Origin of the sequence: Paenibacillus sp. FSL H8-0537, assembly GCF_038051995.1 — a bacterium.
GTDB lineage: Bacteria > Bacillota > Bacilli > Paenibacillales > Paenibacillaceae > Pristimantibacillus.
Genome location: NZ_CP150290.1, coordinates 3,664,442 through 3,676,725, shown reverse-complemented (window position 1 = coordinate 3,676,725; position 12,284 = coordinate 3,664,442). Strand labels below are relative to the sequence as shown.

At 50.8% G+C, this 12,284-nt stretch carries 11 protein-coding genes; 8 read left to right on the top strand and 3 right to left on the bottom strand.

Annotation, left to right across the window (positions count from 1 at the left end; translation table 11 throughout):
• Nucleotides 1-64: 64 nt before the first annotated feature.
• A complete protein-coding gene (locus MHB80_RS15355) occupies nt 65-814 on the top strand; it encodes a GH25 family lysozyme (RefSeq protein ID WP_341277821.1) in 750 nt (249 codons plus the stop codon).
• A gap of 451 nt (nt 815-1,265) precedes the next feature.
• On the opposite strand, the gene MHB80_RS15350 is transcribed toward MHB80_RS15355, so the two are convergent.
• Nucleotides 1,266-1,694 carry a DUF3995 domain-containing protein gene (locus tag MHB80_RS15350; RefSeq protein WP_341277820.1) on the bottom strand — a complete coding sequence of 143 codons (429 nt, stop codon included), beginning with the start codon at nt 1,692-1,694 and terminating at the stop codon, nt 1,266-1,268.
• On the bottom strand, nt 1,691-2,296 hold the full coding sequence (locus tag MHB80_RS15345; RefSeq protein WP_341277819.1) for a TetR/AcrR family transcriptional regulator: 606 nt from the start codon (nt 2,294-2,296) through the stop codon (nt 1,691-1,693). Before MHB80_RS15345 ends, MHB80_RS15350 begins: the two co-directional genes overlap by 4 nt.
• 64 nt (nt 2,297-2,360) lie before the next feature.
• On the opposite strand from MHB80_RS15345, the gene MHB80_RS15340 reads away from it, so the two are divergent.
• From MHB80_RS15340 to MHB80_RS15325, 4 genes are all read left to right on the top strand, one after another.
• Nucleotides 2,361-3,827, top strand: coding sequence for a sugar ABC transporter substrate-binding protein (locus tag MHB80_RS15340; protein ID WP_341277818.1), 1,467 nt, complete (start codon nt 2,361-2,363; stop codon nt 3,825-3,827).
• Nucleotides 3,828-3,856: 29 nt separating this feature from the next.
• Entirely contained in the window at nt 3,857-4,372 is a 516-nt protein-coding gene (locus tag MHB80_RS15335) for a sugar ABC transporter permease (protein ID WP_341277817.1), read from the top strand.
• A 134-nt stretch (nt 4,373-4,506) separates the two neighbouring features.
• Entirely contained in the window at nt 4,507-4,755 is a 249-nt protein-coding gene (locus MHB80_RS15330) for a hypothetical protein (protein ID WP_341277816.1), read from the top strand.
• A 68-nt stretch (nt 4,756-4,823) separates the two neighbouring features.
• Entirely contained in the window at nt 4,824-5,378 is a 555-nt protein-coding gene (locus MHB80_RS15325; RefSeq protein ID WP_341277815.1) for a carbohydrate ABC transporter permease, read from the top strand.
• Between the two features lie 262 nt (nt 5,379-5,640).
• Here the strand turns inward: MHB80_RS15325 and MHB80_RS15320 are convergent, their stop codons facing one another.
• Nucleotides 5,641-6,369, bottom strand: coding sequence for a FadR/GntR family transcriptional regulator (locus tag MHB80_RS15320; RefSeq protein ID WP_341277814.1), 729 nt, complete (start codon nt 6,367-6,369; stop codon nt 5,641-5,643).
• Nucleotides 6,370-6,527: 158 nt separating this feature from the next.
• Here MHB80_RS15320 and MHB80_RS15315 point away from each other — a divergent pair, with 158 nt between their 5' ends.
• The 3 genes from MHB80_RS15315 to MHB80_RS15305 all read left to right on the top strand — a co-directional run bounded on the left by MHB80_RS15315 (nt 6,528) and on the right by MHB80_RS15305 (nt 12,178).
• On the top strand, nt 6,528-7,943 hold the full coding sequence (locus MHB80_RS15315; RefSeq protein ID WP_341282983.1) for an FAD-linked oxidase C-terminal domain-containing protein: 1,416 nt from the start codon (nt 6,528-6,530) through the stop codon (nt 7,941-7,943).
• On the top strand, nt 7,936-9,375 hold the full coding sequence (locus tag MHB80_RS15310; protein WP_341277813.1) for a (Fe-S)-binding protein: 1,440 nt from the start codon (nt 7,936-7,938) through the stop codon (nt 9,373-9,375). The genes MHB80_RS15315 and MHB80_RS15310 overlap by 8 nt, the downstream gene beginning before the upstream one ends.
• A 79-nt stretch (nt 9,376-9,454) precedes the next feature.
• Entirely contained in the window at nt 9,455-12,178 is a 2,724-nt protein-coding gene (locus MHB80_RS15305; RefSeq protein ID WP_341277812.1) for a glycoside hydrolase family 78 protein, read from the top strand.
• Nucleotides 12,179-12,284: the final 106 nt, after the last annotated feature.

Genomic DNA, 12,284 nt, shown 5'->3' with positions numbered 1-12,284 from the left:
CGCTTGTAGGCTTTAACTTGTTTAATTGGTATAATATTCATAATCAAAGGAGAGGAGCAGGCAAATGAAGCGTAATAAGAAATGGCGAAATATGATGATTAGCGGGCTGGCATTGCTAGTGCTGCTTGGCGTTTTAGAATATAAAGGAGTCATTTCGCATAATTCCATATTTGCGAATGCCTATGAGGTGAAAGGGCTGGATGTATCGCATTATCAAGGTGAAATAAACTGGCAGCAAATAAAGGCGACGGGGAAATATGAATTCATGTTTGTGAAAGCGACGGAGGGCAAGGATTATACCGATAAGTGGTTCGAAGCAAATTGGCAGGGAGCGAGGGAGCAGCGCTTTTTGACGGGAGCGTATCATTTTTTCACAACGATGAGTACGGGGGAGGAGCAGGCGGCCCATTTTATAAAAACAGTTCCTTATGAGTCGGATAGTCTACCCCCAGTCATCGATTTGGAAATCAGCCTGGACCATGACCAAGCTAAAATACATAAGGAACTGCAGGCGCTAGCGGACGGTATGGAGGCGGGTTATGGCAAAAAGCCTATATTGTATGTGACGTACGATACTTATCATACTTATATAGAAAATGTATCCGCGTTTGCCGCCTATGAAATCTGGATTCGCGACATTGTAAAACATCCGAAGCTTGAAGAGCGCGGCTGGCAGTTCTGGCAATATCATAACCGTGGACATGTGGCAGGTATTGACATGTACGTCGATATCAATGTGTTTAAAGGAAGCCGTGGTGCTTTTATGAAGCAGTTTGCGGTTTCTAATTTAACTAATACGGAACAAAAAGGGTGAAAAGCTTAAACAAATTCGTAACAGTATAACTATATTGTTTAAGATGTGTATGGCAACCGGAGTAGGCTTTCTGCGCCTTGCTTAGCGTATATTCGAGTTCAACCTCATCTGGCGATTAGACCTCGCAGTTCGGGACGTTCCTAGCATTCTGACGCTCCTTCCTTGCTTTTGGAGGACTGAGGCTCCGCTATTCTGGTTTTAAATGCGATCTCAGGCTGTACGCGGACAGGAAATCCGCTATTGACTTCATTATCTCGTCAAAATGACGATTGACCGCACATTAGCGGCTCCTGAGTCCGCCACCTTGCTATAATCTATGATTTTGTTAAAATAGCGGCTGCTGTGTCCAGCAAGTCTATCTTTGTGCAGAATGTCAGCGCTGAAACGAAGCGCATGAAGCCGCCATTCGGTACGTAAATTCATCAGGATCTGGTTGGCTATGTTAATTTTGTTAGACTGCCCAGGCTGTAGCCGCATAAAAAACGGCTGACAGCAGCAGGCAAAGCGGCGTAAACAAATACAAGTCAAATCTGGCAAAGCGGGTATTGCGGACTTTGCGGAACACGCCAACATAGTTGAAATCACCAATCGTCCGCAGCATAAAGGCAGCTGCACATGCCCAGCAGCTCCACTTGATGAAAGCTGCATCTAAGAAAGCGGGGAGCAGCTTTCCCAGCATAAGCAGCAGCATCGCTGCGGAAAACAGCAGGCAGGCTACGATTATCGTACCTGCTGCTCCCGGTACAAATAGTGTTTGCTGCGATCCTGCCTTCTTAGGCAATGCGGCGCTTGCGCCCCATTTTCCGCCAAAAGCCCAATAAACATGAATGGCGCTAAGCAGCAGTAAAATAAACCCGCTTATTGCAATCCACAGCATCATGCGAATTCACCTCTTATTTTTAAGCCTTCCCAGATAACTTCAAAACGGCGTTCAAAGCCGGCCTGCATATGTGACATATCCTTATGGGAGGCTGCCCAATCAAGCAAAGCATGAAAGTACATCCCCGACAGCACCGCAGCTATATCTGCGGAAGCTAATTGGGACGGCAATTTCTTGAGCTTCTCGGCCTCATCCAAAAGGGTGCAGAGCAGCTCTTCAAATTTATTAATGACGTTAAATTCTTCTTGCAGCAGCAGAGGAGAGCGCAGCATTTCCAAAATGGTGAGCTTTGCAAGCTCAGCATTGACAGCATATTTTTGAAACAAGTCGCGAAACAGGGTCAGGAATTTTTCTTTAACGTCGTTAATTAAGTGGTATCGCTCAAGGTTTGTTTGAGTGACTTCCATCTGTGTCTGGCCCAAATCCAGCAGAATCGCTTCCTTGCGAGGAAAGTAATTATAAAAGGTTCCTTTTGCAATGCCGCAGCTTTGCGTAATCTCATCAATTGTGACGTTTGCAAACCCTTTTTCCCGAAATAGTTGCAGTGCCTGCTCAAAAATACGCTCCTTGAGCTCTTGTTTGCGTTGTTGTCTCAGTACCATAAAGCACACCGCCTTCGCTGAATAATGACTTTGGTCACTAAATGACCGCAGTCATTATTTTAGTATGTATTCGATTTTTTTTCAAGTTTTTGTAAGCGCTATAAAAAGTCCACCATTCACGGTATTGCTATTATCGCTAACACTCGTTGTGGCAGGATGCAGCGGCACAGGCAGCGGGGGAAACACGCCCACAAGTGAAGGAGCCAGCAGCCAGCAGCCTGCGGAAACGCCGAAGGGAGAGGCGACATCAACGCCTGAGGAGAAAGAGCCTGTAACGCTCAAGTTTACGTTTTGGGGAAGCCCGCAGGAGAAGGCGGCGATGGAGCAGGCGACCAAAACCTTTACGGAAAAATACCCGTGGATTAAAGTAAACGCCATTCATATCCCGGAAGCTGACTATGATGCGAAAATTACGGCGATGGTTGCAGGCAACGACTCACCGGATCTCGGCTATATGCATGGGGAGCTTGCAGACCCTTGGCAGAAGGAAGGCAAATTCGTCAATCTGTTTGAGCTGCTCGATAATGACGGCGAGCTGAAGCGCGAGGATTTCCTCGACTATATTTGGTTCAAATCTTCCGAGGATTTTGCTTACGGCATTAGCACAGCGGGCGAGACGTTCGGTTTATTTTACAACAAGGATTTGTTCGATCAGGCGAATGCAGCGTACCCGCCCTCGAAGGCGGAGGATGCTTGGACTTGGGATGAGTTCGTCGATGTTGCCAAGAAATTGACGATTGACAAAAATGGCAAAAACGCCTCTGAAGCGGATTTTGATCCGAAAAACATCCGTCAATACGGTGTATCCTTTGAAACCTGGCATGGCCCTGTGCATGCGACGGTGATTAACAAAGAAGGCGAATGGATTACGAAGGATGGGAAATTCGGCTTTAGCCAGCCGGAAGCGACTGAAGCGATCCAGCGTTTAGCGGACTTAATTAATGTGCATCATGTTGCGCCGTCTCCGGTACAAATGAAGTCGATTCCTTCACAGGCTGTGGCGCTGCAATCGAAGCTGGTTGCCATGTCGATGCATGGGCAGTGGAGTAATCTCGATCTCGGGGCGGCTGGAGTCAACTACGATATCGGCGTCCTGCTGAAAATGAAGCGCAGCGTGCCAATGGGCATTAGCGGGGCGTCGGTCATTTACCAATCGACGAAGCATTTGGAGGAAGCGTGGCTGCTTACGAAATTCCTGGAAAATCCGGAAGGCTCGATCGACCTCTACAAAGGCGGCCTTTGGATGCCAACGATGACGAAATGGTACACCGATCCCGAGCTTGTAGCGAAGTGGGCTGAAAATAACCCGGCGCTTCCTGCGGGCTTCAAGGATGCGATGATGAATAATCTTTTGCATAACGGCGTTCCGAATGGCTCTTATTATATTAAAAATTTCTCGAAGGTGAATGCGATTACCTTCTCCGGCATGGATGAGGTATGGCTCGGCCGCAAAACAGCGGCAGAAGCGATGAAGGAGCTCGAAGCGAAGGTACAGCCTGAAATTCAAGGCCGCTATGATGTGAGCGAATAAACGATAAAACGAGTTTGGAGAGAGCTGTTATGAAACCACTGGCAAGCGTTCATGAGCGTGAATTAAAGGCGGAGCGCGGAGTCAGGCAAAAACGGAAATTCGGAGAGCTGGGCTTCGGCCTGCTCTTCGCTTCTCCAGTGCTGCACGGCTACGTCATTTTCGTCATCGTGCCGATTGCGGCAACCTTCTATTTGGGCTTCACTTCCTACAGCGTCGGCATTGTGCCGAAATGGCTCGGCGATACGACCTCCGTGGTGCCGACGCTCCTTTTATTCAGCTTATGGACGCTGGGCAATACGATCGTTATTTTTCTAGCAGGCTTGCAGGGCATTCCGGGTCATTTATACGAGGCGATCGAGCTGGATGGTGGTAATCGGCTGCATAAGCTGATTTATATTACCATTCCGATGAGCTCGTCGATTATTTTTTTCAATACAGTCATTGCTTTCATTAATGGGTTTCAGACATTTGTGCAGCCAGCAGTTATGACACAGGGCGGGCCTAACAATGCGAGCTTGCTCTATGTGCTGTATTTGTTCACCTAAGGCTTCAAGTCTTCGCGAATGGGCAGCGCCAGCGCGATTTCCGTGTTGCTGTTTCTCGTCATTATGCTGTTCACCGCAGCGATTTTCTACTTCTCCAAGTCTTTGGTCTATTATGAGGGCAAGGAGGAGCGCAGATGAAAAAGCAATCATTGGGCAATCGAATCGTTATTTACACACTGCTTATAGCAGGCAGCCTGTTTTTCCTGTTTCCGATTTTTTGGATGCTGCGCACCTCGCTCATTAATATGAGCGATCTGTATCAAATGCCGCCGAAGCTGCTGCCAGACGATTTAAGCTGGGATAATTTCGAGCAGGCGCTGGGTGCCTATCCGTTCGGGCGATTTTTTCTCAATAGCACCGTCATTACTCATCTGCGATGCTAGGCGTGTTATTTTCAAGCTCCGTCTGTGCCTACAGCTTTTCGCGCATTCATTGGAAGGGCCGCGACAAGGTGTTTGGATTTATATTAACGGGGTTAATGATTCCGTTTTTTGTCGTTATGATTCCGCAATATGTGCTCTGGAATGCGCTGCATTTGACCGATACGTTCGTACCGCTCATTGCGCCCGCGTGGTTTGGGGGAGGCGTGTTCAACATTTTTCTGCTGCGGCAGTTTTTCCTCAGCATCCCGGCAGAGCTGGATGAAGCCGCCAAGGTGGACGGTGCCGGACATTTCCGCATCTACTTGCAAATTATTTTGCCGATTGGCAAGCAGGCGATGATTGTGGTTGGCCTGCTCACGTTTCTCGCCAATTGGAACGATTATTTAGGACCGCTGGCATTCATTACCTCAGAAAGCAATTACACGCTCATGCAGGGGCTGACCCTGTTCCAAGGCTCCTATTCGGCACAGTGGCATCTGATGATGGCGGCAACCTCCGTTATTGTTATTCCTTCGTTGATTGTTTTTCTCGTTGCGCAGCGGCATTTTATTGAAGGCATCACCATGACGGGCATAAAGGGGGAGCAGGGGAAGATAAACGTGGGAAAACGAACATGTCCATGAAAAACAAAAAGGGAAAGCGCCTGCTTGTTCGAGCAGGCGCTTTCCCTTTGCTGCAAATATAAGGGTAGTATAAGTTTCCCCCTTATCCTCCGCTTATATTTCTCGGACTGAAACGCGCCGCACCGCCAAAGGACGGCGACAGCCGTTTCACCTTGAAATATAAGAATTTATAAGTTTTACACGTATAAATGGGCTTATATTTCTCCGGCAAAGCTCTTCGGTCGTCCCAGAAGGACGACGAAGTCGTTTTTGCTTGGTGCATTTATCCGCTAGCCAGCTTACTCAGCAGCACGGACTCCACCTTGGAAATATGCGCCTCCATAAGCAGGGAGGCGTCCGTGGGCTGCTGTGCAGCAATGGCATCATAGATTGCCTGGTGCTCGCCTTGCAGACGCTCTGCAGTTGAGCGTTCGGCATAAAACCATAGAGCCCGCGTATCCTTCATGCTTTCATGCAGCTTGGTGGACAAGGATTCCATCATCTCCAGCAGCACGGGGTTATGCGTCGCCTTCGCAAGCTCCTGATGGAAGCGGATATCTGCCTGCTCGCTGAAGGCTTCATCGCCAAGGCGTTCATGCATGCTCTTCAAAATGGAGGCCAGCGCTTCAAGATCGGCTTCGGTCCGATTGCGGGCAGCAAGCGCAGCGCAGCCCGTTTCCAGCACTTTGCGCACCTCCAAAATATGGCGCAGCGTCTCCGCACGGTCCATCCACGCTTTGTCATAGAGAAAGCTTGGAGCCGATAGGGGTGCAGGCTCAGGAGGAGCTGTAACAAACGTTCCGCTGCCTTGGCGAATGTTCAGCCTGCCCATAGCCCGCAGCGCGCTCAATGCTTCGCGGATTGTAGACTGCCCAACGCCATAGGAGGCGGCAAGATCGGCAACAGAGGAGAGCTTATCTCCTGGGGCGAGAGAGCCTCCGTCCATTTTTTGCTTAATATCGTTCATGACCCACTCGTAGCTTTTGAGCGGCCGGTTTGGGTTAATCTCCATATTAACTCCCTTCAAACAACGAATTAGCATGCTCCAAAATAACGCTTTCGCTTTTATCTATTTTATTGTATACTTTTTTCAATTCAAAGTCATCAGATGACCTGATTAATTGATTGATTAATGGATGGAAGCTTTATTTTATGGAAGGGGACATCAATATGCTGCAGGAAACGATTCGACAACAACTGATCGCTATAGTGGGAAGCGATTTTTATAAAGATGATCCGCAGTCGCTAGTGACTCATTCTTATGACGGGACACCGATGCTGCAAGCGCTGCCAGATGGCGTTATCTATCCCGCGAGCACGGAGCAGGTGAGCGCGATTATGAAGGTGCTGAATACGCATCGCATTCCCGTCATCGGCCGAGGCTCAGGCACGAACTTATGCGGTGGTACTGTTCCTGTAGAGGGCGGTGTTGTGATGGTCATGCACCGGATGAATCGCATTTTGGAGGTCGATCTTGAAAATTTGGTTGCAATCGTCCAGCCTGGCCTCATTACAAAATCTTTTATCGCCCATGTGGAGTCGCTCGGCTTATTTTACCCGCCCGATCCGAGCAGCATGGCGATTTCAACCATTGGCGGCAACATTGCCGAATGCTCCGGCGGGCTGCGCGGACTCAAGTACGGCACGACCAAAGATTATGTCCTCGGCCTGGAGGCGGTGCTGGCCAGTGGCGAAATTATTCGTACCGGCGGCAAGCTGATGAAGGATGTAGCAGGCTATGACTTGACCAAGCTGCTCGTCGGCTCGGAAGGGACGCTTGCGATTATTACCGAAGCGACACTCAAGCTAGTGCCGCCGCCAAAGTACAAGAAGACGATGCTGGCGATGTATAAGGACTTGTATGGCGCGGCGCGAACCGTGTCTAAAATCATTGAAAACCGCATCATCCCTTCAACGCTCGAATTTCTCGATAATGCGACGGTGCGGGTGGTCGACGATTTTGCCAAGCTTGGCTTGCCGCTCGATATGGAGGCGATTCTGCTCATCGAGCAGGACGGAGAAACTGAAATGGTAGAACGAGACATTGCCCGGATTGAGGAAATTTGCCGAAGCGAGCAGGCGCACAGCGTCAGCGTCGCTGAAAGTCCAGAGGAAGCGCTCAAGCTGCTGACGGCAAGGCGCAGTGCTTTTACCGCACTTGCACGCTTGCGGCCAACGACGATTCTTGAGGATGCGACGGTGCCTCGCTCCAAAATTGCCGAAATGGTGCTGGAAATTAATCGAATTGCCCACAAGCATCAAGTGACGATCTGTACCTTCGGCCATGCGGGCGACGGCAATCTGCATCCTACAGCAACGACTGATGCACGGGATAAGGAAGAAATTCACCGCGTTGAGGCGGCGTTTGAGGAAATTTTCGAGGCAGCGATTCGGCTCGGCGGGACGATTACAGGCGAGCATGGCGTTGGCCTTGTGAAATCCCCTTATCTCGAATGGAAGGTCGGCTCCGCAGGCATCGAAGTGATGAAGGCCGTTAAACAGGCGTTCGATCCGCATCATTTGCTCAATCCCGGCAAAATATTTGCCAAACAGTCGCGCAAGAGGGTGGTGCTACAGCATGGTTAAAACGGAAGACAGGCTAACTGTTGGAATTACATCAGCAACAGCCGCAAACGTAAATACGCATGGAACGGAACCAGCGTGCAGTTCGCCGCGCTCCCCGCAGCTTCAGCTTGCTGGAAAGCTCAAGCTGCGGCTCGATGAGGATCAATTGACGAATTGCATGCGCTGCGGCTTCTGTCTGCCTGCATGCCCAACGTTTCGTGAAACGGGTATTGAAGCGGAATCGCCACGCGGCCGCATCGCATTGATGAAAGCGGTTACTGATGGTTTGATGATGCCCGACCAGTCCTTTGAGGAGCAGATGAGCCATTGTCTCGGCTGCCGTGCCTGCGAGCCGGCTTGTCCGGCAGATGTGAAATATGGACAGCTCATTGAGCAGACGAGGGAGGCGATTGAAGAGCATACGGAAAGCCACCGGTGGTGGGTGAAGCCGCTGCGGCAGGTGGTGTTCAAGCAGCTTTTCCCTCACCAGAAGCGGGTGCGGCTGCTCGGCGGAGCTATGCAGCTGTATCAGCAATCCGGGCTTAGGAAGCTGGCGCGCAGCGCTGGCGTTATGAAGCTGCTGCCAGCTCATTTGAGCGAGATGGAGCAGGTGCTGCCGAATGCCTCAAGCAAAGGCATTGTCCAGAAAATCGGCAGCCATCATCCGGCCAAAGGGATGAAAATAGCTACAGTGGGCATGTTTCGCGGCTGCCTCATGGATATGCTGTTCACGGAAACGAACATCAAGACGGTGGAGCTGTTGACGGAAGCTGGCTTTGAGGTCGTTATACCGGATACACAGGCTTGCTGTGGAGCGCTTCACGCACATAGCGGGGAGACGGAGGATGCCCGGTCACTAGCGAGGAAGAACATTGCTGCTTTTCAGGCAGCTGGTGTGGATTACATCGTATCCAATGCGGGCGGCTGCGGCGCCATCTTATCGGAATACGATCATTTGCTGCATGAGGATGAGCAGTGGAGGGAAGGCGCAGTGTGGCTGGCGAAGCGTGTGGTGGATATTAGTGATTTGCTGATCCGTTCCGGCAAGCTTGCTACTGCCCAGACAAAGGAACAGCCGATTCGGATTACGTATCAGGATTCCTGTCATTTGCGCAATGTGATGCGCTCTGCCGATGCTCCCCGGAAGCTGCTGAGAGAGGTAAGTGGAGCTGAGTTTGTAGAAATGTTTGAGGCTGATCGCTGCTGCGGCTCGGCGGGCACTTACAATATTGTTCAGCCGGAAATGGCGGGCGGGCTGCTGGAGCGCAAAATGGAGCATGCCAATGCGACAAAGGCGCATTATTTGCTTACGAGCAACCCGGGCTGCCTGCTCCAAATGAAGCTTGGAGCAGCCAAGCATGGAGACGGTCAAATGCAGGTCCAGCATATTGTTGATTTTCTGCATGAGCGTTTGGTTCATAACAGCTCCGAGAAGGCCAAGGAGCAAGCATAGGAGAAAGCATACAGACAAACAGAAGAGGCCAGAAGAAGGAAACATGTGAAGCGATAAAATTTCAGGAGGCTGAAGTTTAATGGCATTAACCATTGAAGATTGCAAAACGGAGTATATGACGAATCCGCTTGGTATTGAAGCGGCTAAGCCGCGCTTGTTCTGGAAGCTCCGCTCAGAGGAGCGTTCTGTTCGCCAAATGGCGTATCAGGTGCTGGTCGCTTCTTCAATAGAACGGCTGGCCGCAGATGATGGCGATCGCTGGGATAGTGGGAAAACAGAATCGAGCGAGTCGATCCAAGTGGAATATGGCGGCAGCCCGCTTGAAGCGGAAGCCGAATGTTTTTGGAAGGTGCGCGTCTGGGACAATTATGGGCGCGTATCGGAATGGAGCGAGCCTGCCCTCTGGACGATAGGACTGCTTCATAGGGCAGCATATCGGGGGAAATGGATTGGCCGCAAGCATGATGAGGGGGCAGCAGGCAGACAGCCTTCACCCCACTTGCGCAAGCCATTCACCTTGGGCGGCAAGGTGCGCCGCGCCATGGCCTATGCGACAGCGCTCGGCTTGTTTGAGCTGTACGTTAACGGGCAGCGGGTAGGGGATTATTTTGCCCCAGGCTTTACGGACTACAATGTCCGCTCACAGGTGCAGGCTTATGATATTACGCCGCTGCTGCATGAAGGCGACAACGCCTTTGGCGCCATTATTGGAGAAGGCTGGTATGCGGGAACGGTTGGATTTCTTGGCGACAAGGTGTACGGAGAGCGTCCGTTTTTTATGATGCAGGCTTACGTGGAATATGAGGATGGCACGAAGCAAAGTATCACAACCGATCATACGTGGAAGGTGAGCAAGGGGCCAATTTTATATTCCGATTTTATTATGGGTGAAGCTTATGACGCGCGGCTTGAAATGACGGGCTGGTCGGAAGCAGGCTTTGATGACAACCAATGGGAGGAGCCTGATGTGCGGCCTGGCTATAACGGCATGCTGGTGGCGTCTAACGAACCGCCGATTAAGGTAATGAAGACGATTAGGCCAATCCGAATGGAGCGGACACCAAGCGGCAGCTATATTTTTGATATGGGACAAAATATGGTCGGCTGGACGGAGCTTCGCGTTAGCGGGGAACGCGGCACGACGGTCACGATCAGCCATGCGGAAATGCTGAGTCCTGATGGCTCGCTGTATTTGGAAAATTTGCGCATTGCTGTTCAGCAGGAGCATTATACGCTTAAAGGCGAGGGGCTGGAGCGCTATGAGCCGCATTTTACATTCCATGGCTTTCGTTATGTGGAGCTGATTGGATATCCCGGCGAGCCTGATTTGGATACAATTGTGGGCAAGGTTGTGTATTCCGACACACCGGAGACTGGGCATTTGGAAACGTCGAATGCGATGATAAATCAGTTGTTTTCCAACATTACTTGGGGGCAGCGCGGCAACTTCTTGTCGGTACCAACCGATTGCCCTCAGCGGGATGAGCGTCTCGGCTGGACGGGGGATGCGCAGATTTTTGCGCGTACAGCCTCGTACAATATGGATGTGGCAAGGTTTTTCAATAAATTTATGTGGGATATGATTGATTGCCAGCAGCCTTCGGGCGCTTTCACCGATGTGGCGCCGGATGCAGGCTGGATTCGCTATAAAAACTGGAGCACGCGACTGAACTGGTATGCGCCAGATAATGCAGGCTGGGGCGATGCTGGCGTCATTATCCCTTGGACGCTGTATTTAATGTATGGCGATGTGCGGATTTTGGAAACGCATTACGAGGCGATGAGCAGATGGGTCGATTACTTGCACGCAACGACCGAAGAGCTAGTAAGGCCGAACTATGCCAACTATGGCGACTGGCTGTCCATTGATGCCGATACGCCAAACGAGGTGCTGGCAACCGCTTATTTTGCCTACAGCACGAAGGTGCTTGGATTAATTGCCGGCGTGCTGGGCAAGGAGGAGGATGTTCGCCGGCTGGAGCAGCTGTTTCAGGGCATTGCCGCAGCATTCCGCCTTGCTTTTGTAACGGAGGAGGGCCGCATACATGGGGAGACGCAAACGGTATATGTGCTTGCGCTGCAATTTGGCCTGCTGACAGACGAGCTGCGGTTAAAGGCAGTCGACCATCTCACAGCGGATATTGCCAGCCGCGGCAACCGCTTGACGACAGGCTTCCTTGGCGTTGGTTATTTGCTGCCCGCGCTATCTGATAACGGCCGGCTCGACGTAGCTTATCAGCTGCTGACGCAGGAGGCTTTTCCATCGTGGATGTATTCCATCAAGCATGGAGCGACGACCATTTGGGAGCGCTGGGATGGTTGGACAGAGGAAAATGGCTTTCAGACGCCGCAGATGAATTCTTTCAATCACTATTCACTAGGCTCCGTTGGCGAGTGGATGTTCCGCTATATGGCAGGCATTGAAGCAGACAAGGGAGCACCTGCCTTCCGTCATGCGATTATCCGTCCTCAGCCGGGCGGCGGCCTTAATTATGTGAAATCTCATTTCTCTTCGTTATATGGGAAAATCGAAGTAGACTGGCAAATCGATAAGTCCGGAGAGTTCCAGTTAAACGTAATCATTCCCGCTAATACGACGGCAACGCTATACATTCCTGGGACGGTCAAGGCAATCGATGGAGCAGCCATTCATACGCTTGAGGATGCAATAACTTCTACAGAGCTGCTTCCAGCTAGTCCATCTGGCAGCGAGGATATTAAGGTGATTAAAGCCATTGGCAGTCAAACGGTGCTGGAAATCGGCTCCGGCTCCTACCGCTTTGCCAGTCAAGTTAAAGACTAGTCAAGCCAAGCCTGCTATGCATGCAAGTCTTCGGAAAAGACCCGTTTTTCCGATTCGTTTTTCAGTTTCATAATGAAAGGAAGCAAATGTAATCGCCCAAAGCTGT

What these genes read in the sequence shown, in the direction of transcription:
- MHB80_RS15355 (WP_341277821.1), top strand. Translation starts at nt 65, where the DNA reads ATGAAGCGTAATAAGAAATGGCGAAATATGATGATTAGCGGGCTGGCA.
- MHB80_RS15350 (WP_341277820.1), bottom strand. Translation starts at nt 1,694, where the DNA reads ATGATGCTGTGGATTGCAATAAGCGGGTTTATTTTACTGCTGCTTAGC.
- MHB80_RS15345 (WP_341277819.1), bottom strand. Translation starts at nt 2,296, where the DNA reads ATGGTACTGAGACAACAACGCAAACAAGAGCTCAAGGAGCGTATTTTT.
- MHB80_RS15340 (WP_341277818.1), top strand. Translation starts at nt 2,361, where the DNA reads ATGTATTCGATTTTTTTTCAAGTTTTTGTAAGCGCTATAAAAAGTCCA.
- MHB80_RS15335 (WP_341277817.1), top strand. Translation starts at nt 3,857, where the DNA reads ATGAAACCACTGGCAAGCGTTCATGAGCGTGAATTAAAGGCGGAGCGC.
- MHB80_RS15330 (WP_341277816.1), top strand. Translation starts at nt 4,507, where the DNA reads ATGAAAAAGCAATCATTGGGCAATCGAATCGTTATTTACACACTGCTT.
- MHB80_RS15320 (WP_341277814.1), bottom strand. Translation starts at nt 6,369, where the DNA reads ATGGAGATTAACCCAAACCGGCCGCTCAAAAGCTACGAGTGGGTCATG.
- MHB80_RS15315 (WP_341282983.1), top strand. Translation starts at nt 6,528, where the DNA reads ATGCTGCAGGAAACGATTCGACAACAACTGATCGCTATAGTGGGAAGC.
- MHB80_RS15310 (WP_341277813.1), top strand. Translation starts at nt 7,936, where the DNA reads ATGGTTAAAACGGAAGACAGGCTAACTGTTGGAATTACATCAGCAACA.
- MHB80_RS15305 (WP_341277812.1), top strand. Translation starts at nt 9,455, where the DNA reads ATGGCATTAACCATTGAAGATTGCAAAACGGAGTATATGACGAATCCG.